Origin of the sequence: Pseudolysobacter antarcticus (genome assembly GCF_004168365.1) — a bacterium.
In the GTDB taxonomy this organism is placed as follows: Bacteria; Pseudomonadota; Gammaproteobacteria; order Xanthomonadales; family Rhodanobacteraceae; genus Pseudolysobacter; species Pseudolysobacter antarcticus.
Genome location: NZ_CP035704.1, coordinates 3,959,759 through 3,983,295 on the forward strand (window position 1 = coordinate 3,959,759; position 23,537 = coordinate 3,983,295).

The window sequence follows — 23,537 nt, forward strand, 5'->3', positions numbered from 1 at the left end:
GGAACAACATCGTACTCAGGGTGCAATGGGGCAGGTTCCGTTGGTGAAGCCAGTGGTGGTGCCGTGGAGGCTCTCGGCAATTGAACCGCCGCCCGGTCCGCTCAGCGTGTTTTGACCATTCAGGAAGTTCTGCACCGCCGTGTAGTCGGTTCCGGCACCGGTATAGCCCTGCAGCTGGAAGGTGCTGTTGGCGCCCGCAGGACTGTCTTCGAGACTGATGCCAACGGCTGGAAGTGAGGTGCCTGCAGCAGCCAGAGTATTACTGGTGGCGTTGAGACAAACGAATGCCTGCGCCAGATTCGCAACCACCGACATTGCATCGGATCCATTCGTGAAGGTCGGCATGTGGACGACATTGTTGGTCGCGGTGATATTGAGTTTGCTCAGCGCCGCTGTACCTGTTTTAGTCACAAAATAAATACCGTTATCCTGCGTGATCTGTTCGATATGATTGCTGTCGACTTGCACCGTAACCGTGCCGGTGCCGTCGTTTAGCAGGTACAGGCCTCTACCGGAGGGCGAACCGGAACCGACTACCGCCGCGGTACCGATCGTATTGCTGTTGACATGCCCGGTGAAGCTACCGCTGCCTTGGAAGTCCAGGTGTATGACATCGGCGCCTGTGCCGTTCATCGTATTGTCGTGGATGTTGAACGTGCCATTGCTGGTGCTGGTGGTCGACGTTTTTGCGTTGATGCCGTTTACGGCGAAATTGCTGAAAGTCGAGTTCGCCACGGTCAAAGCAAGCGCGTCGGTAGCTAGCACACCAATCACATTGCCGGCGCTGCTGCTCAACGCCATGTAATTGAAACTGGTCGCCACTGTCGTATTGGTCACCGAGATTGCCGCGCCCGAGATAGTGATGCCCGAGATCGTCCCGCCTGATCCTGCCGAGCCGCTACCGGTCACGGTGAATGAACCCGCGGACAGATTGTTGAGCAATATCCCGTTGGCGGCGCCACTGGCTGAAACACTGAGGAAATTCAGCGTACCGGCGATGTTGGTCAGGCTAACCGCAACGGCGTTCGCCGTCGTCACAGTGACGCTGTTCTGCACCACCGCCCCGGTCGTGGTGCCGGTGTTGGTGAAGCCGGTCGCACCACTGGTGTTGATATCGAGCGAACTCACGGTGACGTTGTTGCCTGCCAGCGTGACGGTACCAGTCAGCTTCGGTTTGCTGGTTGCTGACGTATTGAGGATCGCCACCCCCGCAATCGCCGGCAGACTGGTGCCTTGGCCCCACAACGTGCTGCTGGCCTTGAGCGAGATCGCACCCGGCGTGGTAGTTGCCGTACCGGCGCTCTTGACGAAGATCGTGTCGCCCGCCAAGTGTGTGCTACTCGCGCTGACCAGCGTGTTGAACGGCGTGGCCGCGGCACCGTTCCCGTTGGTACCGGCGCTGCCATCCACATACCAAACCTTGCCCGCGAGCGTGATTGTCACTGTAGCCGGCGCGCTAGTCACACCATTGCCGTCAGTCACGATGTAGGTAAAGGTATCGGTGGTCCCGGTGACGCCGATCGGCGGCGTATAGGTGAAGTTGCCATTCGCAGCCAGCGTAACGCTACCGATGCCGCTGGTGGCGGACGTGCCCGCGGTCGTCGTCAGCGTGCCAGGGCCGCTATCATTTGAGAATAGGCTCGTGGCGTTGGTGACGTACGGCGTGGTCAGCGTATTGCCCACTGCCAGCGGCGTATTGCCTACCGTGGTGTAGCTGTTATTGCCTGCAATTGGGGCCACCTTGAAGCCGGTCAGCGCCTTGCTGCCCGGACACGTGTTCGCGTCGCTAATCCCGATCGTGACGTTGGCCGCGGCAACCGTCGTGGTTGGCGTGCCGCTGACCACGCCGGTAGCGGCGTTGATGCTCAAGCCTGCCGGCAAGCCAGTCGCACTCCATGTGATCGGCAACGTGCCGCCGGTCTGGGTGAAAGCTGGATTGCTGTAAGCGGTCTGGTACAAGCCATTCGCCAACGCACCGCTGATCGTGATCGTGACGCAAGGCGACAACACCACCAGCGTGAATGATTGCGTCGCTGGTGAACCGACGCCGTTGGTCGCCGAGATCGTGATCGGATAACTACCCGCCGTGCCTGCTGCCGGCGTGCCGCTGAGCAGCCCCGCGGTGGAAAGCGTGACGCCAGACGGCAACGCGCCGGTCTCGCTGAAGCTCGAGCCTGGATAACCGCTGGCGACGACGGTGAACGTACCGGCGCTGCCGATCGTGAAATTGGTCGAGTTAGCGCTGGTGATCGCCGGTGCCTGGTTGATGATCAGGGTGAAGGTTTGCGTCGCATTCGGCGTAACACCGTTGGCCGCCGTCAGCGTGATCGCATACGAGCCGCCCATGCCCGCCGCTGGTATGCCAGCGAGGACACCGGTAGCCGGGTTCAAAGTCACGCCCGAGGGCAGCGTACCGGTTTCGCTGAAGGTGGACGCTGGCGTGCCGCTCGCGGTTACCGTGAAGCTACCCGCAGTACCGACTGTGAACGTGGTGGTGTTGATGCTCGTGATTGCGGGCGCCTGCTTGACGGTCAGGGTGAAGGTCTGGGTTGCGTTCGGGGTGACGCCGTTGTTGGCCGTGAACGTCAAGGCGTAAACGCCTCCCGAGGCCACTGCCGGCGTGCCCGCAAGTACGCCCGTGGCCGGCGTGAACGTCACGCCGCCCGGCAAGGTGCCGGTGACGCTAAGTGTCGGCACCGGTACGCCGTTCGCGGTGACCGTAAACGTGCCAGCCGTGCCAACCGTGAACGTCGTGTTGTTGGCGCTGGTGATGGCCGGTGCCTGCTGAACGGTCAAGGTGAAGGTTTGCGCCGCGTTCGGGGTCACGCCGTTGTTGGCGGTGAACGTCAGCGAATACGTGCCACCGGTACCCGCAGCCGGTGTGCCGGCGAGTACGCCTGTAGCAGCCGTGAAGGTCACGCCGCTCGGCAAGGTACCGCTGATGCTCAGTGTCGGCGCCGGCACACCACTCGCCGTAACCGTGAACGTGCCCGCCGCGCCGACCGTGAACGTGGTCGTGTTGACACTGGTGATCGCTGGGGCCTGATTCACGACCAGCGTAAACGTCTGCGTCGCCGGGCTGCCGACCGAATTGGTCGCGCTGAGGTTCAGCGTGTAGTTTGCTGCCGTACCTGCCGCCGGAATACCAGCCAGTGTCGCCGTTCCATTGCCGTTGTCGACGAGCGTCACACCACTCGGCAAACTGCCGGTTTCGCTCGTGACCGCATTCGGGTAACCGGTCGTGTTGATCGTGAAGCTACCCGCCGTACCGACCACGAAGGTGGTGGTATTGGCGCTGATGATCGCAGGTGCCTGATCGACGATCAGGGTGAAGGTTTGCGTCGCATTCGGGGTAACGCCGTTAGCCGCGGTCAGCGTGATCGAATACGAACCGCCCGTAGTGGCCGCAGGCGTGCCAGCGAGAACGCCGGTGCTCGTATTCAACGTCACGCCCGAGGGCAACGCACCGGTTTCGCTGAAGGTCGATGCCGGCGTGCCGCTGGCGGTTACGGTGAAGCTGCCCGCAGTACCGACGGTGAAGGTGGTTGTGTTGGCGCTGGTGATCGCAGGTGCCTGCTTGATCACGAGCGTGAAGCTCTGCGTCGCTGCACTGCCGACACCGTTGTTGGCGCTGATCGTGATCGGATAACTGCCACCGGTGCCGCCAGCTGGTGTGCCTGCCAGGGTCGCGCTACCGTTGCCATTGTCGGTCAGGATGACACCGCCCGGCAGAGTACCGGTTTCGGTAATTGCAGCACTCGGATTACCGGTCGTGGTGACAGCGAACGTGCCTGCCGTGCCGACCGTAAACGTGGTTGTCGCCACGCTCGTGATCGCCGGCGCCTGATTGACGGTCAAGGTGAAGTTCTGAGTGGCGGGACTACCTACGCCATTCGTTGCCGTGAATGTGATCGGATACGAACCGCCCGTGCCCGCCGCTGGCGTACCGCTCAAGATTCCCGTGGCCGCAACGAACGTCACGCCGCTCGGCAGCGTGCCGCTCTCGCTCAAAGTCGGCGCCGGTGCACCCGAGCCGGTAACGGTAAAGTTGCCTGCTGTGCCTACCGTAAATGTGGTGTTGTTCGCACTGGTGATCGCGGCACCTTGGGTGATGACCAAGGTAAAGTTCTGCGTCGCCGGACTGCCTACGCCATTGCTTGCCGTCAACGTGAGCGGATAACTGCCGGACGTACCCGCGGCCGGTGTACCCGACAAGGTCGCGGTACCGCCGCCGCCCGGTGTGAAGATCACACCGCTCGGCAAGGCGCCCGATTCACTGATCGTTGCGTTCGGCGTGCCGGTGCTGGTGATGCTGAAACTGCCAACCGAGCCGATGTTGAAGGTGGTCGTGTTAGCGCTAGTGATTGCTGGCGCGGCATTCACCGATAACGTGAATGCCTGTGTCGCCGGACTGCCCACACCATTGGTCGCCGTGAATATGATTGGATACGAGCCAGCCGTACCTGCCGCTGGAGTGCCGCTCAGCACACCTGTTGCAGCGACGAAAGTCACACCTGTTGGCAGCACGCCGGTCTGGCTCAAGGTCGGGCTGGGTGTACCTGTTGCGCTGACGGTGAAACTTCCGGACGCTCCCACCACAAATGCCGTGGCACTGCCGCTCGTGATGGTCGGCGCCTGATTAACGACTAGGGTAAAATTCTGTGTTGCCGCGCTGCCGATGCCGTTGTTCGCGGTGATTGCCAACGGATAACTGCCGCCCGCGGCCGCGGCCGGCGTGCCGGACAAGGTCGCCGTGCCATTGCCGTTGTCGGTCAGGGTCACGCCACTCGGCAACGCACCGGTCTTGCTGATCGCCGGGTTCGGATTGCCGGTCGCGTTGACAATAAACGTGCCTGCCGTGCCGACCGTGAACGTGGTCGTCGCCAAGCTGGTGATCGCGGGGGCTTGGTCGATGGTCAGCGTAAAGTTCTGCGTCGCCGGACTGCCCACGCCGTTTGTCGCCGTGAATGTGATCGGATACGAGCCACCTGTGCCCGCTGCCGGTGTGCCGCTCAATATTCCGGTGGCCGCAACAAAAGTCACGCCGCTCGGCAAAGCACCGCTTTCGCTAAGCGTTGGTGCAGGGGCGCCAGCGCCGGTAACGGTGAAGGTACCCGCTGTGCCTACCGTAAAGGTTGTGCTGCTCGGACTCGTGATTGCCGCGCCTTGGGTTACGACCAGCGTGAAGTTCTGCGTCGCCGGACTGCCGATGCTGTTGGTTGCCGTTAACGTGAGCGGATAACTGCCAGATGTGCCTGCCGCTGGCGTGCCCGACAAGGTCGCCGTGCCACCGCCGCCGGGCGTGAAGATCACGCCGCTAGGCAAGGTGCCCGACTCGCCGAGCGTTGCATTCGGTGTACCCGTACTGGTGATGTTGAAGCTGCTCACCGAGCCGACGTTAAACGTGGTCGTGTTGGCGCTGGTGATTGCTGGCGCCTCATTGACCTGCAAGGTAAATGTCTGCGTTGCCGGAACGCCGATACCATTGGTTGCCGTGAACGTGATCGGGTAGCTACCAGCCGTGCCGATCGCTGGAATGCCTGCAAGAATCCCGGTGCCTGGCGCGAAGGTTACACCCGTTGGCAACGCGCCGCTTTCGCTCAAGGTTGGCGATGGTACGCCGCTGGCCGTTACGGTAAAACTTCCACTGGCGCCGACGACAAATGCCGTTGCGTTGGCGCTGGTGATTGTCGGTGCCTGATCGACGGCCAGGGTAAAGTTCTGCGTTGCCGCGGTGCCGATGCCGTTGCTGGCGTTTATCGTGATCGGGTAACTGCCACCCGTGCCCGCTGCTGGCGTACCGGACAATGTAGCTGTGCCATTACCGCCGTCTACCAAGGTCACACCGCTCGGCAATACACCGGTTTCGCTGATTGCCGCATTCGGGTTACCGGTCGTGGTGATACTGAATGTGCCGGCGCTGCCAACTGTAAATGTGGTCGTCGCCGCGCTGATGATTGCCGGCGCCTGATCAACGATCAGCGTGAAATTCTGCGTGGCAGGACTGCCGATGCCATTCGTGGCAGTGAATGTGATCGGATACGAACCGCCCGTGCTCGCTGCCGGTGTGCCACTGAGTACGCCAGTAGCCGCGGTGAAGGTCACACCACTCGGCAGCGCGCCGCTTTCGCTCAGCGTCGGCGTCGGTGCGCCAGAACCGGTGACGGTGAAAGTGCCGGCGGTGCCTACGGTGAAGGTGGTAGTGATCGCGCTGGTAATCGCCGGGCCTTCAGTGATTATCAACGTGAAGTTTTGCGTCGCCGGACTGCTGATGCCATTCGTCGCTGTCAATGTCAGCGGATAACTACCGGACGTACCCGTCGCAGGTGTGCCCGACAAGGTTGCTGTCCCGCCGCTGCCGGGCGTGAAGATCACACCGCTAGGCAACGTGCCTGATTCACCGATCGTTGCGTTCGGTGTGCCGGTGCTAGTGATGCTGAAACTGCTCACCGAACCGACGTTGAAGGTGGTCGTGTTCGTGCTTGTGATCAATGGCGCCTCGTTCACCTGCACGGTTACGATGCCGTCCGAGGTGCCCTGACTGTTGCCGATGCGATACAGGAACGTATAGCTGCCAGCCGTGGTTGGCGCGCCGAGGACAAAACTGCCGTCGGCGTTCAAGGTCAGCGCCGCACCGCCGAGTGTGCCGCTCGCGGCTACGCCGGGTGTATTGTCCGTAACCGAACCACCGAGACTGCCGCCACCGTAGGAACTCATCGTGGCAGGTGGCGCACCGAGCTGATCATTATTCAGCACGCCGGGCGCGCTGATACTCAGGCCCGTGCCGACGCTAGTCGTATAACTGTCGGCGACAGCAACCGGACCGGCAACCACAGTGAACGTGACGGTCGCCGTGGAAGTACCGCCGGAATTGGTCAACGTATAGGTGAAACTGTCGCTGCCCGTATAACCAGTGGTCGGCGTATAAGCAAAGCTGCCGTCGGCGTTCAGTGTCAGCGCACCGTGCGTGGGCGCAGTGTGTGCGCTGATCGTTGCGCTATTTACCGTATCGTTGCTCAACACGCCCGGCGCAGCGATATTAAGCGTGACTCCCGATGATGCAGTATAGCTGTCGTCGACCGTGATCGGCGGACTCAGCGCGTTGACGTTCGCCACGTCGATGCGGAAAAAGATATTACCGGCTTGGGTTGCTGCAAAAAATGCGCGCAAATCGATCGCGGCCTGGCCGCTCGTGGAATCGCCGGCTGGATCGCTGGCAATCGGCGAATAACCGATCCAATCACCGACCTGACCGTCGCTGACAAAGGTGCCGGCCCATGCGATGCCACAGATCAACATGAGCATGGCGGCGAAACGGCGCATGCGCCGACGTGCCGCGCGAGTACCGATAAAAACAACAAGACCGACCAGCAATAGCAACGCCGGAATACCGAATGTCGGAATCGGCTGCGCCGGTGCGCTCGGCTGGATGGCGCCGGGTGTGAACAGAATCGGCGGACCATTGAGCGCGCCGTTCGTGCTTAGCAAAACATCATCACCGATATCGCTCGTACCCACGACATACAGTCGCATGGCACCAGTATTGCCGCCTTGCACCGCTGCCAGCGTGTCGTTCAATTCGACCACCGACGCGCCAGCGACACCGTTACCCAATCCGACCGGATAACCGCCGCCAATGACCGTGCCCGCACCGAACGTACCGCCGGAGCAGGTTTCTCGTGTGACCGTGGTTACGCTCGGCGAAGCGCCCGCATTGACGGTCGCCTGCAGATGGACTTCAGCGCCGCTGATGGTTCCATCGGGAAAGACAACATTGCAGCCGGTACTGGCGCTGTTGTCCGAGTCGATGTAGACACTGTAGTTATAGGTTTGCGCAGCAGCCGGCACGAACGCCGTCAGCACAAACAACGAAGCCGCAAGCAGCGACTCGATAATTCGCTTATTCATTATCTTGCTCCCTGAACGCTATCTGCCTAACCCCGATCCTTTAGGCATTCGCTAACGATAACACTAAAAATTTGCAATTTGTAACCTTTGTCTTCGAGAAATCTTCAACGTCTTAAAAAAACCTGCATGTCGCCCAGGATTCTTACTAAACTAGAAAAATGACTCGACACGTTACTCCGGCGATATTTCGTTTTCGGCTGCTGCTTGGTACCGAGGCCGGATTCGGCCCGGGAAAAGCAGATTTGCTTGAAGCAATTCATGCCTGCGGCTCGATCGCCGCAGCCGGTCGCAGCCTGGGCATGAGTTACAAACGCGCGTGGCAACTTGCCGAAGAGTTGAACCATTGTTTTCGCGATCCGTTGATCGAAGCGAACAAGGGTGGCAGTGGTGGTGGCGGTGCTCAGCTCACGCCATTGGGACTGGATATTGTCGCGCGCTTCCGTGCCATCGAAGCCAAGTCCGCCACTGTGCTCGCCAAGGAGTTGCGCGCTTTCGGGCGACTGGTGCGCGCGCCCGACGACACCGCTTGAATCGTATGACAAACATTTCGCACGCCGAAAATCTGCGCTCGGAGATCGGTGCAAATAATAGCTGCCTCGATTGATCGACATCATGGCAATATAGTCAGCTGACTATAACGAATCGAGATATACGATGTCCGCCAGATATTCCCATGTTCTTTCGCGTTGCAGTCTGCTGCTGCCGTTGGCTTTGCTGCCGCTGGCCTCCGCCTTTGCCGCAGAAGAACTGACCGTTTCGGCAGCTGCGAGCTTGTCGAATGCTTTCGGTGACATCGCCAAGATGTTTGAAGCGAAACATCCTGGCGACAAGGTCATCCTCAACTTTGCCGCATCCGATGTATTGCTGAAACAGATTGAACAAGGCGCGCCCGCCGATGTGTTCGCCAGCGCAGATGAAATCACGATGGATCGCGCCGGTAGCGCGCAACGGATCGATGGTTCCACGCGCACCGATTTCGCCGGCAATACGCTGGTGCTGATCGTGCCCAACGGCACGACACAAACCCCGCCAAACTTGAGCGCGCTCCAAGCGGAATCGTTCAAGCATATCGCGATCGGCAATCCCGCCAGTGTTCCGGCCGGACGTTATGCACAGGCGGCATTGACCGAGCAGAATCTGTGGCAGCCCTTACAAGTGAAACTCGTGCTCGCGCAAAACGTGCGACAAGCACTGGACTACGTCGCACGCAACGAAGCCGATGCGGGATTTGTCTACGCCACCGATGCGGCGACCCAAGCCGAAAAAGTGCATGTCGCTTTGACCGTGCCGACCAAGACTGCGATCAGCTATCCGGTGGCGATGGTCAGCGCCTCCGCACATGCGGCGCTGGCACGCGAATTCATCGCGGCGCTGAAATCTGCCGAGGCGCAGGCCATCCTCAAACGTTACGGTTTCAGTCTGCCGAACTGACCGATGTCCGCAGCGATCCTCACACCGCTATTGCTGACGTTTGAGATCGCTGCAATAGCGACTGCGCTCGCGCTGTTTTTTGGCGTGGCGCTGGCGGCATTGCTTGCACGCGGCAAGGGATTTTTACGCGACCTGATCGAAGCGGTATTGACCTTGCCGCTGGTATTGCCGCCAACCGTGCTCGGTTATTACCTGCTGGTATTGCTCGGACGCGAAGGTTTTGTCGGCGCATGGTTGCAGCAGTTCGGCATCCATCTGATCTTCACCACGACAGGTGCCGTTATCGCCGCGAGTGTGGTGGCGTTTCCGATGGTGTTGCGCGCTGCGCGTGCGGCGTTTGCCGATGTCGATCCGCAGCTCGAAAATGCCGCACGCACGCTCGGCGCAAATCCACTCGCGATATTTCTCGGCATCACTTTGCCGCTGGCGTGGCGCGGCGTGATGGCCGGCGCGTTGCTCGCATTCGCGCGCGCGATGGGCGAATTCGGCGCAACCCTGATGGTCGCCGGCAGCTTGCCCGGACGCACACAAACCCTGTCGATTGCGATCTACGAAGCGGTAATGGCCGGCGACGATACGCAGGCGCGTATGCTGGTGCTGGTCGCGCTCGCCAGCAGCTTTCTGATCCTGCTGCTGGCCGCGCAATTGTTGCAACGTGCGCCGCGCCAACGAGGTGCGTGAGATGCGCATTCGCCTCAATATCGAAAAACATCTGCGCGCCGACAAGCGCGAGTTTCATCTCGACTTGCAACTGCAAAGTGATGCCGAAGTCACTGTGTTGTTCGCGCCGTCCGGCAGCGGCAAAACTCTGAGTCTGCTCAGCATCGCCGGTCTACTCAAACCCGAGCGTGGCCTGATCGAAATCAATGGCCGCATCCTGTTCGATAGCCAGCGCCGAATTGATCTGCCAACGCGCCTGCGCCGCATCGGTTTGGTATTCCAGGACTACGCCTTGTTCCCGCATTTGAGCGTCTCCGAAAACATCGCCTATGCGCGTCGCGCCGGCTGGTTTCCGCATCGTCGCGGCGCTGCGAACTTGATCGGCGACTTGCTTGATACATTTGCACTGGGCGAATTCGCCGACAGTTATCCGCAGCAACTTTCCGGCGGCCAGCGGCAACGCGTTGCACTCGCCCGCGCGCTCGCGGCGCAACCGGAACTACTGTTGCTCGACGAACCGTTTGCCGCACTCGACGCACCACTGCGCGCACGCATGCGAGTCGAGCTCGCGGCATTACGCGCGCGGTTCGACATTCCGATGATCGTGATCACGCACGATCCCGATGATATCGCCGCATTGGGTGGCCAGGTCATTCAACTGGACGCCGGCAAGGTCGTCGGCACATAAGCGGCCTTGCCGATGTCGCGGCTTTATTGTGCGATGGCGAAAAATGTCCTTTTGCTACGCTCTTTTGCGTGTTCAAAGCCAACGCTCAATCGACTCAATCGGCAATACGCCAATGCACCATGCAACTCGCTATCCCGGCAACTCCGCATTACCGAATCTGCAAAAACCTTGCGCGCTGCCACGCCGCCGCGTGCGTGCCGCGTGGCATCGGACTAGGCTACACTCGTCGCATCATGGCCAGGCGCGATATGCGATGACTCAGGATTTGACCACCCTGCTCAAGGTCGCTGTGGATGGCCGACCCGCCGCGATGGATCAGCTGTTCGCCGAAGTCTACGATCAACTCAAACGTCTAGCGCGACGCGAACTAGCGGGCGGTCCAAATCCCACGCTCAACACTACCGGTCTGGTGCATGAGCTGTATCTGAAACTGACTTTGCCCGACACGCTGCTGCTGCGCGATCGCGGCCACTTTTTTGCGGTGGCGGCACGCGCGATGCGCCAGATCGTGATCGATCACGCGCGACGTCGCCACGCGGAAAAACGCGGCGGTTTGCAGACCGCCGCCACACTCGACGATAGCGTGGCGGCAGAATCGCTGGATGTGCTGAATCTGATCCATCTCGATACCGCACTGGATCGATTGCAGGCACTGGAACCGAAACTTGCGGAGCTGGTTGAGATGCGTTATTTCGCCGGCCTTTCGGTCGAGCAGATTGCCGGTTTGCGCGACGTCACCACACGCACCATTGGCCGCGACTGGCGCAAGGCGCGCGCGTTCCTGTTCGATGCGGTGAATCCGCAGCCGACGGCAGGATGATCCGATGACGACGGTAAATATGGAAAGTCAGCGCTGGAATCGCGTATCGAATCTGTTCGAACAGGCGGCCGACCTCACACCCGAATTGCGCGATGCCTGGCTGCAACAACAGTGCGACGGCGATGCCGAACTACACGCGGCGGTGCAACGTTTGCTCGATGCGGATGCGGATGCGGATGCCGGTGATTTTCTGGCGCAACCGATGTTCGAGAATCGCGCGCTCGATGATCTCGGTTTTGCCGAGCCATGGGACCCGGCGCCGGGTCACGAAGTCGGTCCTTATCGATTGTTGCAGCTGATCGGCCGCGGCGGCATGGGCCAGGTGTTTCTGGCTGAGCGCCACGATGGTCAGTTCGAGCAGCGCGTGGCGCTGAAATTGTTACTGCATCCGGGCGCCGCGTTGTTGCGGCGTTTTCTCGCCGAGCGTCAAATTCTAGCGCGACTCGAACATCCGAATATCGCGCGCCTGCTCGACGGTGGCGTTGGCCGAGATGGCGTGCCCTACTTCGCGATGGAGTATATCGATGGCGTGCAGATTATCGCGTATTGCGAACAGCACGCGTTGGATCTGCGCGCGCGGTTGCAGTTATTTGTGCAAGTCTGCGAGGCGGTGCATTACGCTCATCGCAATCTGGTCGTGCATCGCGATATCAAGCCATCGAATATTCTGGTCACACACCAAGGCCAGCCCAAACTGCTGGACTTCGGCATCGCCAAATTGCTCGAAACCACGGGCTCGCCCGATGGTGTGACAACACAGACTTTATCGCGTTTGCTGACGCCGGATTACGCCGCGCCCGAGCAGATTCGTGGCCAGGCCATCACCACCGCCACCGATGTGTATTCGCTGGGTGTGGTGCTGTACGAATTGCTCACCGAGCAACGTCCGTATCGGCTCGGCGAAAGCATGCACGCGCTCGAAAAAGCGATCCTCGATACCGATCCAGCCGCGCCGAGCAGCGTGTTGAGTACGACCGTCGTGGAGCTGCGTCTGCGCGGGCGTGCGTTGCGCGGCGATCTCGATCGCATCGTGCTCAAGGCGCTGCAGAAAGAACCCGAGCGACGTTATCTTTCGGCGCAAGCCTTTGCCACCGATGTGCAACGCTATCTGGACGGTCGCCCGATTGCTGCGCGCAGCGATAGCGTGGTCTATCGCACGCGCAAATTCGTGCGGCGCAATCGTCTTGCCGTTATCAGCGCCGTGCTGGTATTTGTCGCGCTGATCGCAGCGACTACGATCAGCCTGTATCAAGCGCATAGTGCGCGCGATCAGGCGCGTCGCGCCGAACGCGAAGCACGCACGTCGCGTGAGGTGAAAGGATTTCTTACCAGCCTGTTTACCGTTTCCGATCCGAATCAGGCGCGCGGCGAAAAAGTAACGGCGCGCGAGCTGCTTGATCGTGGCGCCGCACGCGTGCAAAACGAACTCGCCGACGACAAACCCCTGCAGCAGGAGATGGCGCTGACCATCGGCGGTTTGTACAGCGCGCTTGGTTTGTTTCCGCGCGCGATGGGATTGCTCGATCTCGCGGTGACATCCAGCGCGCAGCAGTTTGGGGAAACCGATCCGCGTTACGCCGATGCGCTGATAAAACGCAGCTTCGCATTACGCGAGCAAAGCCAGTACGACATGGCGCACGCCGATCTGGATAGCGCCTTGAAAATCTACCGCACGCAAGCAAAATCGGCAGCGCTCGCACCGGCGTTATCGAGTCTGGCGCTGCTGTACCAGCGCCAAGGCAAATATACCGAGGGCGAAGTACCGGCCCGCGAAGCACTCGCGCTCGATACCGCAAACGCCGGGGCCGATAGTCTGCATGCGGCGCGCGACGAACAGGCGCTGGCCGAGCTGATGATGGGATCAGACAAGAACGATGAGGCGGTTACGCTTTATCGCCATGTGCTGGACGTGCGCATCAAGCAGCTCGGAAAAGAGCATGCCGATGTCGCGCAAACCTGGAGCGATCTCAGCGTAGTGCAGTGGCAGATGGGCAAGCTTGCCGATGCTGAAACAAGCAATCGCGAGGCGCTGGTGATCCGTCGCAAACTGCTTGGGCCAGAGCATCCGTTGATCGCCGTTTCACTCACGCAACTCGGCGCGATGTTGCGTCAGCAGGGCAAGCTGGATGAAGCCAAATCGCTGCTCGAAGAAGCCTTGGCGATGAATCAGAAAACGCTCGGCGAACACAGTCAGGAAGCCGCGTTGAATCTGAACTCGCTGGCCTTGCTCGCGCTAACCGAAGGCGATCTCGATACCGCCGCTGCACGTTTTCAGCAGGCGATCGATATTCATCGCGCAACCGGCGGTGACGAGCATCCGTTTGTCGCCACCGGCATGGCCAATCTCGGTGCCGCGCTCACGCGAATGGGCCGCTATGCCGAAGCCGAAACCGCGTTGAATCAGGCGCTGAAACTGCATCACAAGGCGTTCGGTGAAACCCATGCACTGATCGGCAATGACCTGAATAGTCTCGGCATGCTCAAGCGTCGTGAAGGCAAACTCGACGAGGCGCAGGCGCTGCTCGAACAAGCGATTGCGGTGAATCGAAAAGCGCTCGGCGATGCGCATCAGGACGTCGCCTACAATCTGACCAACCTCGCGCTCGTCGAACTTGATCGCGGTCAGAATGATATCGCGCTAACCGGATTCACCGACGCCGTAGCACGCATGCGCACGCTGTATCACGGTCCGCACCCGCGACTGGCGATAGCGCTGGTCGGACAATCCTTCGCGCTGAGCGCGCTCGGTCGCAGCAAGGATGCCGAATCTGCGGCGAACGAAGCGCTCGCGATCCGCAATGAAAAAACGCCGCACGATGGCAACGCTTTGGCCGAAGCCGATGCAGCGATCGCGGCGAGCCAAGCCAGTCGGCACGACAACAAAACCGCGCGCGCAACGATCCTGCACGCGCAACAGTTGCTACTCACTCAACGTTACCCCGATTCGTTGCTGGTAGCGCGTCTGAAAAAACTGCAGGCCAGCTTGCCACCGGTTTGATTCACATCTGATGGATCAAAAACCGTATCGGCACTTCTCCAAACGCTGCGCGACCGCTAACCTTGGCAACCCGAAAATCTGGAGCAGCTCATGGCGCAGGAATATCCGCAACACATCTGGCACAACGGTCACATCATGCCGTGGCAGGACGCAACCGTGCACGTGATGGCGCATGCGCTGCATTACGGTTCATCGGTATTCGAAGGCATCCGCTGTTACGAAACGCCGAACGGCCCGGCGATTTTTCGTTTGACAGATCACCTCAAGCGGCTTTTTTTGTCGGCCAAGGTCTACGACATCGTGATTCCATACAGCGTCGATGAGCTCGCGGCCGCCTGCCGCGAAGTGGTCAAGGCGAACGGTCTGAGCAAGGCGTATCTGCGCCCGATCGCGTTTCGCGGACTCGGCGGTTTTGGATTATCGGCCGAAACTCCGACCGATGTTTCGGTGGCGTCGTGGAACATGGGTGCGTATCTCGGTGCCGATGTGCTCGAGGCCGGCATCGACGCGTGTGTATCGAGCTGGCAACGGTTTGCACCGAACACGATTCCGGCCGGCGCAAAAGCCGGCGGCAATTATTTGTCGGGCCAGCTGATTGCACGCGAAGCGCGCCGCCTCGGTTTCGGCGAAGGCATTGCCCTCGCCTCCACCGGCCTGCTTTCGGAGGGTGCGGGTGAAAATCTGTTCCTGGTTTTTGAAGGCGCCCTGCACACCACCCCGGCCAGCGCCGCGTGCCTGCACGGCATCACGCGCAACTCGATCATCACGCTGGCGCGCGATGCCGGTATCAACGTGATCGAGCGCGATATTCCGCGCGAATATTTATACTTCGCCGACGAGCTTTTCATGTGCGGCACGGCGGCGGAAATCACGCCGATTCGTTCGGTCGATGGCAAGCCGGTCGGGCCGGGCAAACCGGGGCCGGTCACACGACAGGTGCAGGATTTATTCTTCGGTCTGTTCAGCGGCAAGACGGCCGACAAGCACGGCTGGCTCGAAGCGCTGGGCTGAGCCCGATTCGCGCATCCTTCCGGCGCAGCGCGGTTGGAAGGATGCGCAAGAATTGCTAGTGCTTGAGGCGAAAATCCAGCGTAGCTGCCGCGCCACCCTGCGGCCGCGGCGCGAGCGATACATGCCAGCCATACAGCTCGCACAAGCGCCGCACGATTGCGAGACCCAAACCTGCACCTTTGCCGGCCGCGCCTTCGCCACGCACGCCACGCACGAACAATTTTTCCGCGTCTTCGATCGCGATGCCGGGGCCAGAATCTTCCACCACAACTCGCCCTGCGCCGACCCGCACCACGACATCGCCAGCCTGGGTATATTTGATGCCGTTGCCGATCAGATTGTTCAATGCGACCGCGATCACCGCCGACGGCGCATCGACCTCGACAACTTCATCCAGCTCCAATCGCACCGTCACGGGTTTGTTGCCGATGTTCGGCCGATTCATGTCGATGATTTGTTCTGCGATTTTTGCGACGTCGGTAGTCTCGCCATCGGTTGGGCCGGAGCGCTCGCTGCGTGACAGCAGCAGCAAGGCGTTGGTGAGCTCGGTCGCCTGCTTTGACGCACGTTCGATGCGTTTGAGGCGATCGCGTAATTTGTCGGTCAGCGTGCTCGACGCGAGCATCAATTCGGTGGTCGATGCGATCACGGCGAGCGGCGTGCGTAGCTCGTGGCTGACGTCGGCGTTGAATTCGCGATCGCGCTCGACTAGGGCCGTGAGTTTGTCCGAATAATTGTCGAGCGCCGCGGCCAGCTCGCCGACTTCGTCATTCGCAAAATGTGGCGCAAGCGGTTCGGCGCGACGTGTTTTGCCAAATTGTTTGACGCGCCGCGCCAGATCCGTGACTGGACGCATCACACGCGCCGATGACCACACACCGAGCAGAATCGCGAACAGCGAAAACAGAATGACCACACCGACCAGGCCCACGATCAGCTGACGTTCGCCGAGTTCTTCCTTGCTGGCGTCGTAACGCAGGAAAGCCCAAAGATCGTCGGCCTTGTCGACCGCGAGTTTGAAACGATGCGGTTTGCCGTCGTCGCCAATATCGGTGATGTTGTAGTTGCCGTTGCTCAGGCTTTTCCATTCGAACGGCACGTTCTCGATCTTGTTGATGCCGTAGATGTAGCCGCGCACGGAGGAAAAACTCCACGGCGCATTGGGATCGGGATTGTCGCGTTTGAACGCGAGGAAACGTGCAACTTCTCGCTGCAGCGTGTCGTTGACCAGTTGATCCTCAACCCTGGTGCGCAGCGACAACGTCGCCACGGCGAACAACACTGTCAGCGCGATGCCAAACAGTGCGAACGAGATGATGAGACGGCTGCGAAGCCTACGCCGGTACTGCATCCGGATCGACCATGCGATAGCCGATGCCGTGGCGAGTCTGGATCAGCAATTTTTCGAAAGGTTTGTCGATCACCGCGCGCAAGCCATGGATGTGCACACGCAGGCTGTCGCTGTCGGGCAACTCTTCACCCCAGACCCGGGTTTCGAGATCCTGTCGTGTGACGACGGACGGCGCCGATTCCATCAAGTGTTGCAACAACTTGAGGCCGATCGGATTGAGCTGGATCTGCTTGCCGGCGCGAATCACGACCAGCGTATCGAGGTTGTAGGTGAGATCGGCCAGTTGCAGGATGCGACTCTTCACACCCTTACCGCGACGCGACAATACACTGAGGCGCGCTTCGAGTTCCTGCAGCTCGAACGGCTTGACCATGTAATCGTCGGCGCCGCTATCGAAACCGGTGAGTTTCTGATCAAGCGAGTCGCGCGCCGTCAGCATCAATACCGGCGTTTGTTTGCGCGCGTCCTGGCGCAACTTGCGGCAGACTTCCAGACCGTCCATGCCAGGCAAGGTGAGATCGAGCACGATCGCATCGAACTCATGTACCACGGCGAGATGCAGTCCGGTCACGCCATCACCGGCGAAATCCGCAACATGGCCTTTCTCTTCGAGGTAATCGCCAATATTGGCGGCGATGTCGCTATTGTCTTCTATGACGAGTATGCGCATGGGTTGCGTAGCTGTCTTCTAGCGGGGATGGGAGATGGAGTGCGCGCAGTCGCCAGAGTTCCGCGGCATGCGCGCTGCACAAATAAAATGGCCCAAGGAGGTGCCATTGGGGGAACACACCTCGCTTGGGCCAAAGCTACTGCCCCGATACCATAACTTGCTAGTCACTTGGCCTGACTTAGGAGTGTCGAGCAAACTTACAGTGGGATCGACTTTACGGATGCAGCGATTAAATTAGCGTTAAACGCGATTGATGCTTTCGTTAATCCACGCGGCAGCGATACGGGCTTCGCTGCGAAGCTTTCAACTATTGCGAAGCAACCTGCCACACGCGTGGGTTGCTCACCCATCGGTTCGACATATATGCGAGCCAGTGCTGACTACACAGCTTGAATCGTCTGCTTCTGTCTTTTTCGCCGGCTTGTCCGAGGCAAAACCGAAGTCCTGTGTGTTACGTTCGGAAGCCACGTGCCACAAGCGTGCGTTGTTCGCCCCATCAGGTCGACAGATATGCGAACCGGTGCTGACTTTACAGTTTGAATCGTCTGCTTCAGCCTTTTTCGCCCCTTTACCTAAGGCAAAGTCAAAGTCCTGCGTGTAACGCTCGATCGTCGGCGACACGCTGTCGACATCGAAACGCCACTGCCGCAGTGCTTCTACGGCTGAGGCTACGAACTGTTCATTCCCTCGGTTGGAAACCGTCTCGATATTCTGTACTGAGCCGTCAGAGGCAATATTGAAACTCAAGGTCACGCGTCCTTGCTCACCATTTTCGCGAGCACCAGTGGGATAAATCGGCGCGCTGCGATACAACGCCGTGGGCCTCTTGGCAACCTCACTACTCTGCGATAACGCGGTCAGTTGCAACGGTGCGGGCGCAGAGGAAATATTGCTCACCTGCAGAGCATTTTTTGCCTCGATCATGCCGAGCGCGGTACTCGGTTTTTCGATCTTTGCCGGCACAAATGTTTCAGTAGACAAAGCTGCAGGCTGGAGATTGGCATGCGCTACTGCAACTGGCGCCGATGGGACAACCGACGGGATCGCGGTACTCGCTGCTGCCGAAAGCAAATCTGCATTCGGTTGCACAACCGCATCCTTGCGGGCTCGTATCAAGACGCCATATGCCTGCTGCACGAGCCGAGCCGGCACAGTTTGAATTACAGCAAAAATGCTGCGGGCATCCGAATTGGCGCGTACCGGCAGACGCATACTCATCGCGACCGCGGCTATCAGCAGCAGTACCAATAACCAGCCGTGCTGGCGCATCGGCAGCGGTTCCGACACCTCATGCTCGACGCCCACGATGCGGCGCACACGCGCTAGCAACATCCCACCATTGGCAGCTAGCGCAGGTGCTGGCAGATCAACCCGCAATCCTTCGAGATTCGCCAATGTGTGCGCGTAGGCGAGCGGTGTACCGCAGCCGAGTTCGATAACAAGATCATCGCAACAGGTTTCGCGCACATTACGCACATCTCGCGAAATCCAGTGAACCGCAGGGTGATAAAACAATACGGTTTCGAGCGCGACCTGAAACAGGTTCAACAGATAATCCCAGCGCCGTACATGCCCCAGTTCGTGCGCGATGATCATTTCGATCTGCTGCGGAGTAAAACCACCGAGCACGCTGACTGGCAACAGGATAATCGGCTTGAGCCAGCCGATCAGAGTGGGAGTTAGCACATGCCGGGATTGCAGCAAACGCACGCGCGGCCAGATCGCAAAACGATCACACAGCCGCAGCAAGTCGTATTGCCATTCCGGCACTGGAGCAGCATCGTGGTGTAGTAACCAATGCATGCGACGCCAGTGTCGCAACGAATTGAGGCTCAACAACAGCACACCGCAGAGCCAGATCGCGCCCAGCCACGGCAGCACACTATTCACAGCGCTGGGACCGACAACTTGCAATGCGGCAGTGGTCGAATTTTCTGCAGACGAACTCGCCGGCAGACCACTGCCAAAGGCAAGCGCCTCAGGCTGCGCGGCAACTTGCTGCCAGGTGCGAAGCGCGGTCAATGTGGGTGCCAGCGCCATCACGAGGAGCGCGGAAATTCCCAAGGCGTAACGCCGGGTCGGGCGCTGAACAAAGTTGCGGAACACAGCGTATAACAACGCAATCAACAAACCCTGCCAGAGAAAATGCAAAAACGTCCAGCCCAGTGTCTGGCTGATTTGCAGCCAATAAACCTCGTACGTCTGCATTACGGCTTCTCCCGATCCAGTCGGTTCAGCAATGCACGAATCTCTTTCAGCTCGGCCGAAGTTGCATGTGGATGATTGCCCAGTGCATGCAGCACCAATTGCGAGGCCGACCCTTTGAAAACCCGCTGCACGATATCGGCGAGAAAACGCCCTTGGGTACGCTGCATGGTTTGCACTGCACGATACACATGGGCGCGCTCGGAGTCATCGCGCTTGACCAGCCCTTTGCTGTACATCACTTGCAGCAACTTCAGCGCCGTGGTGTAACCGGCTCCCGCATCGCCGTAGAGAATTTCGTGCACCTCGCGCACTGTGCTGGGACCGCGATCCCAGAGCACATGCATGATATCCAGTTCCGCCTCGGTGGGCTTGGGCAATTCGGTAGTATGAGAAGTCATCAGCTTGCGTCCATCAGAAAAAATGATCTGTGTCCCCGGCCGAACAGAAACAGTCGTTGCATTGCGTGGTGACCGACACGGCCATCCTCCAAGATCAGGCGGCATCATGCACCACATTGGACGCCTGAGCCATTGCGCTTGATCAGACACGCTCCCCATGTTCATCGCCAGAAAACTTGCCGCATTGCATTCCGCGAACAAGTTTTATTTGCCACACCAACATCACCATGGAAGCGTGCGAAAAAGCCCGCCAGACCTCTTGGCTAACGCAAATTAATCCGCCAGAAAATTGAGAGCTCTAACTGCCGGCATGTAAGCTTGGACTTCTTTTTTGCTCCTCACGCATATAATTCTGGGAGCTGTCGTGAATGTGCTGCAACTCGGCATATGTGTTGCAAATAGTAATCGGTACATTCGAGCCAATAGGTTTTCTGCGCTCGCAGATCACCCTTTCACCATCACGTTTATGAAAGATCGCATTCGCTTCGTTTTGCGCTGTGTACTGATCTGCGATCTCGTTCTGATTCAACTTCGAGCCGCTCGCTTGTTTTTCCAGCAACGACTGGATTTTTTCGAAATCGGAATTGACGCGTTTACGCTCTTCTGGCTTGACGAATTCGTAACGTCCGCCCTGATCCATCTGCTTCTGCAGATCCAGAGTCAGAACCTTGAACTCTGCAGGATCTGTAATTTTTTTGACGGCCGGCTCGTTGCTGGCTTCATCGCTGCCAAATGCAGCAAAAGAAACAAGGACCGCCATCAGCACGATTGCCTGTCTGATTTTCATACCGGGTACTCCTGTGGAATTGCTGGAAAGCCTACGACCGCACCAACCGGTGCGAACGCTCACTACACGTGCTGCGCGTTGCCTACAAAACGTTCACTGCAGCGGTTGCAACAAGTTCTCAATGAACCTTGGGGGGCGGACTGCGTTTCTGTTGATCACGCATGAAATCCGAACTCAACTGATTCTGATGCTGTTTTTCCGAAAACGTAACGCAGGTTGTCTGCGGTAAATGCGAACCGATCGGCGTCGTACGTTCGCAGACCAGACGGTCGCCGTCGCGTTTGGCGAATATCGCGTTGATCTCGTTCTGTGCGGTCAGCTGCGCCGCGATATCTTCGCGCGACAAAGTGCTTCCCGCCGCTTGGCGCTCGAGCAATCCCTGAATCTTCTGCAGATCCGCATTGATACGTTCGTGCTCATCGGGTTTGACAAACTCGTAGCGGCCACCGGCTTCCATCTGTTTTTGCAACGTTTCCGACTGAGCCTTGAACTCGACGGGATCCGTCGTTGCTTTTACTGCAGGAGCTTTGCTCGCATCGTCCTTGCCGAAGGCTGCAAATGAAATCGACACTACCAGGACACCAACCATCCACTTCAAAATCATGTTTGCACCTACGTTAAGTTATGTAACCGATGGGGAATTTTTCGACAAACTACGACTGCCATCGTAATTCGCAGAATTTATGTTTGTCAACGTCGATTTTCGCACGCCGAACGCATCGTATGCATACCGTGCAATATCTGAAGGGCTCGACCCGACCTTACTACGATGATGATCGTATGTCGTGTGTACAGAATTTGTCAACGATGACTTTCGTATATAGGCTTCGTTGGCATGCGCGCACCTGGCCAGTCGCATCCACTTCAACGTGCCCTATAAGTTTTTGCGTCGCTTGCCGTTGCGCGCAACACTGCGTTCGAGATGCTTGATGATGGCCGTCGACACATCAACGCCGGTCACACCCTCGATACCTTCCAGCCCCGGAGAAGAATTCACTTCCAGCACGAGCGCGCCACGCTTGGAGCGCAGCAAATCCACGCCGGCGACATTCAATCCCATGCTGCGCGCCGCCTGCAGGGCGATCGCGATTTCGTCCTTGCTGAGTTCCACCGGCGTGGCACTACCGCCGCGGTGCAGATTGGAACGGAATTCGCCATCACGCGCCTGCCGGCACATCGCCGCGACCACCTTGCCGCCGATTACGAAACAACGCACGTCGGCACCTTTTGCTTCGCGAATAAATTCCTGCACCAGAAAGTTGGCGTACAGACCGCGAAACGCCTCGATCACGCTTTGTGATGCCGAGCGTTTTTCCGCGAGTAAAACCCCAGCGCCTTGCGCACCTTCGTTGAGCTTGATTACATGCGGCGGGTCGCCAAGCATGTCGAGCAGATCGGCGGTGTCGTCGGGATTGTCGCCGAACACCGTGGTCGGCAGGCCGACGTTTTCGCGCGCGAGCATCTGCATGCAACGCAATTTGTCGCGCGCACGCAGCACCGCATCCGACGAATTCGGCGTGTATACACCCATCATTTCGAACTGGCGCAACACCGCCGTGCCATAGAACGTGACCGACAGACCGATGCGTGGAATTACCGCATCGAAACCGCTCAGTTCCTTGCCCTTGTAGTGAATCTCGAACGCGCCAGGCGCGATGCGCATGTAACAGCGCAGCGGATCGAGCACACGCACGCTATGGCCGCGAGCGCGCGCAGCTTCGACCAAGCGCCGGGTGGAATACAGTTTCGAATTGCGCGAAAGAATGGCGATTTTCATGGTCGGAAATTCATGGAGTGAGTGGTTTGCGTAACCGGCCGCAGACATACGAACGCGCCGGGTCGACACAGAAACGTGCTTGGATCGCGCTGCGTCCCAGCAGCATCGGAAAAAGCATAGTCCGCCTGTCGGTCAAATTGATTTCAGTCGACCAGCGTTGTCCCGCCAGCACGAGATCGGTGCGGATGAACCAGCGCTCGGCGATATGGCCGCTCGAATCCGTGACCGCACGGCGATCCAGCGCAAGCGCTTCGCACGCGGTTTCGATACGCTGCGATTTGCGTCCGCTGGCAATCGAAAAGCGCAACCAGGTTTGGCCGTCACGCAGAAATTCTTCGAGCCCATTCACATGCAACGACGAACTACGCGCACCGGTATCGACCTTGGCCTTGATCGCCGCGATGCCGAGCGCAGGCAACGCCAGCCACTCGCGCCAGCCAATCACTTCAAGCGCAGCGGCGGGCGTCTCCATCGTTCGAGTCTCCGGAGATCTGGTGGGAATGTACGAAAAAAATAAGTGGGCTGCAGCATTGGAGCGGGTGAAGGGAATCGAACCCTCGTCAGTAGCTTGGGAAGCTACAGCTCTACCATTGAGCTACACCCGCGATGAACGAAATCCACGCCACGCGCGCCGTCTTCACCGTTGCGATTATGCGTTGCGCGGCGATGGCAGGCAACGCGAGAATGAACGCTCGCCAACAATTGCGACAGCTGTCAAGTGTGGAAGGTTATTGTTCAGGCGCTGGGGCGTCTCATAGCAGCGTAAACTGTCGGCCGAATGTCGGGTCGTTCGTTATAGCGTTACACACAAGTCAGCACGTCGGTAGCGT

The 23,537-nt window shown here is 59.1% G+C and carries 16 protein-coding genes and 1 tRNA gene; 7 read left to right on the forward strand and 10 right to left on the reverse strand.

The genetic code is table 11. The annotated features are described in order from the left end of the window. Positions 1-15: 15 nt before the first annotated feature. On the reverse strand, positions 16-7,908 hold the full coding sequence (locus ELE36_RS17005; RefSeq protein WP_129835395.1) for a beta strand repeat-containing protein: 7,893 nt from the start codon (positions 7,906-7,908) through the stop codon (positions 16-18). A gap of 158 nt (positions 7,909-8,066) precedes the next feature. Between ELE36_RS17005 and ELE36_RS17010 the strand changes: the two genes are divergently transcribed. The 7 genes from ELE36_RS17010 to ELE36_RS17040 all read left to right on the forward strand — a co-directional run bounded on the left by ELE36_RS17010 (position 8,067) and on the right by ELE36_RS17040 (position 15,516). Continuing rightward, positions 8,067-8,438 carry a winged helix-turn-helix domain-containing protein gene (locus ELE36_RS17010; RefSeq protein ID WP_129835397.1) on the forward strand — a complete coding sequence of 124 codons (372 nt, stop codon included), beginning with the start codon at positions 8,067-8,069 and terminating at the stop codon, positions 8,436-8,438. A 124-nt stretch (positions 8,439-8,562) separates the two neighbouring features. Continuing rightward, complete coding sequence (gene modA / locus ELE36_RS17015; protein WP_129835399.1) at positions 8,563-9,339, forward strand: molybdate ABC transporter substrate-binding protein; 777 nt, start codon at positions 8,563-8,565, stop codon at positions 9,337-9,339. Between the two features lie 3 nt (positions 9,340-9,342). After that, positions 9,343-10,020, forward strand: coding sequence for a molybdate ABC transporter permease subunit (modB, locus tag ELE36_RS17020; protein WP_129835401.1), 678 nt, complete (start codon positions 9,343-9,345; stop codon positions 10,018-10,020). 1 nt (position 10,021) lies between these two features. Beyond that, positions 10,022-10,687: an ATP-binding cassette domain-containing protein gene (locus tag ELE36_RS17025; protein ID WP_129835403.1), complete on the forward strand. Its 666-nt coding sequence runs from the start codon at positions 10,022-10,024 to the stop codon at positions 10,685-10,687. 253 nt (positions 10,688-10,940) lie between these two features. Then, on the forward strand, positions 10,941-11,507 hold the full coding sequence (locus ELE36_RS17030; RefSeq protein WP_129835405.1) for an ECF-type sigma factor: 567 nt from the start codon (positions 10,941-10,943) through the stop codon (positions 11,505-11,507). A 4-nt stretch (positions 11,508-11,511) separates the two neighbouring features. After that, positions 11,512-14,505 (forward strand): serine/threonine-protein kinase, encoded by a 2,994-nt coding sequence (locus ELE36_RS17035; RefSeq protein WP_129835407.1) that lies wholly within the window; start codon positions 11,512-11,514, stop codon positions 14,503-14,505. 90 nt (positions 14,506-14,595) lie between these two features. Then, complete coding sequence (locus tag ELE36_RS17040; RefSeq protein ID WP_129835409.1) at positions 14,596-15,516, forward strand: branched-chain amino acid transaminase; 921 nt, start codon at positions 14,596-14,598, stop codon at positions 15,514-15,516. Positions 15,517-15,571: 55 nt separating this feature from the next. Here the strand turns inward: ELE36_RS17040 and ELE36_RS17045 are convergent, their stop codons facing one another. The 9 genes from ELE36_RS17045 to ELE36_RS17085 form a co-directional block, all read right to left on the reverse strand. Next, complete coding sequence (locus tag ELE36_RS17045) at positions 15,572-16,798, reverse strand: sensor histidine kinase (RefSeq protein ID WP_340642618.1); 1,227 nt, start codon at positions 16,796-16,798, stop codon at positions 15,572-15,574. Between the two features lie 52 nt (positions 16,799-16,850). Continuing rightward, positions 16,851-17,537 (reverse strand): response regulator transcription factor, encoded by a 687-nt coding sequence (locus ELE36_RS17050; protein ID WP_129835413.1) that lies wholly within the window; start codon positions 17,535-17,537, stop codon positions 16,851-16,853. 342 nt (positions 17,538-17,879) lie between these two features. Continuing rightward, complete coding sequence (locus ELE36_RS17055) at positions 17,880-19,745, reverse strand: M56 family metallopeptidase (protein WP_129835415.1); 1,866 nt, start codon at positions 19,743-19,745, stop codon at positions 17,880-17,882. Then, positions 19,745-20,143, reverse strand: coding sequence for a BlaI/MecI/CopY family transcriptional regulator (locus ELE36_RS17060; protein WP_129835417.1), 399 nt, complete (start codon positions 20,141-20,143; stop codon positions 19,745-19,747). The genes ELE36_RS17055 and ELE36_RS17060 overlap by 1 nt, the downstream gene beginning before the upstream one ends. 298 nt (positions 20,144-20,441) lie before the next feature. Further along, on the reverse strand, positions 20,442-20,930 hold the full coding sequence (locus ELE36_RS17065; RefSeq protein WP_129835419.1) for a hypothetical protein: 489 nt from the start codon (positions 20,928-20,930) through the stop codon (positions 20,442-20,444). Between the two features lie 118 nt (positions 20,931-21,048). After that, positions 21,049-21,501 (reverse strand): hypothetical protein, encoded by a 453-nt coding sequence (locus tag ELE36_RS17070; protein ID WP_129835421.1) that lies wholly within the window; start codon positions 21,499-21,501, stop codon positions 21,049-21,051. A gap of 303 nt (positions 21,502-21,804) precedes the next feature. Next, complete coding sequence (rimK, locus tag ELE36_RS17075) at positions 21,805-22,707, reverse strand: 30S ribosomal protein S6--L-glutamate ligase (RefSeq protein ID WP_129835423.1); 903 nt, start codon at positions 22,705-22,707, stop codon at positions 21,805-21,807. Positions 22,708-22,717: 10 nt separating this feature from the next. Further along, a complete protein-coding gene (locus tag ELE36_RS17080) occupies positions 22,718-23,179 on the reverse strand; it encodes an ATP-dependent zinc protease family protein (protein ID WP_129835425.1) in 462 nt (153 codons plus the stop codon). A 59-nt stretch (positions 23,180-23,238) separates the two neighbouring features. Beyond that, positions 23,239-23,312 (reverse strand) — tRNA-Gly (locus tag ELE36_RS17085). Positions 23,313-23,537 lie beyond the last annotated feature (225 nt).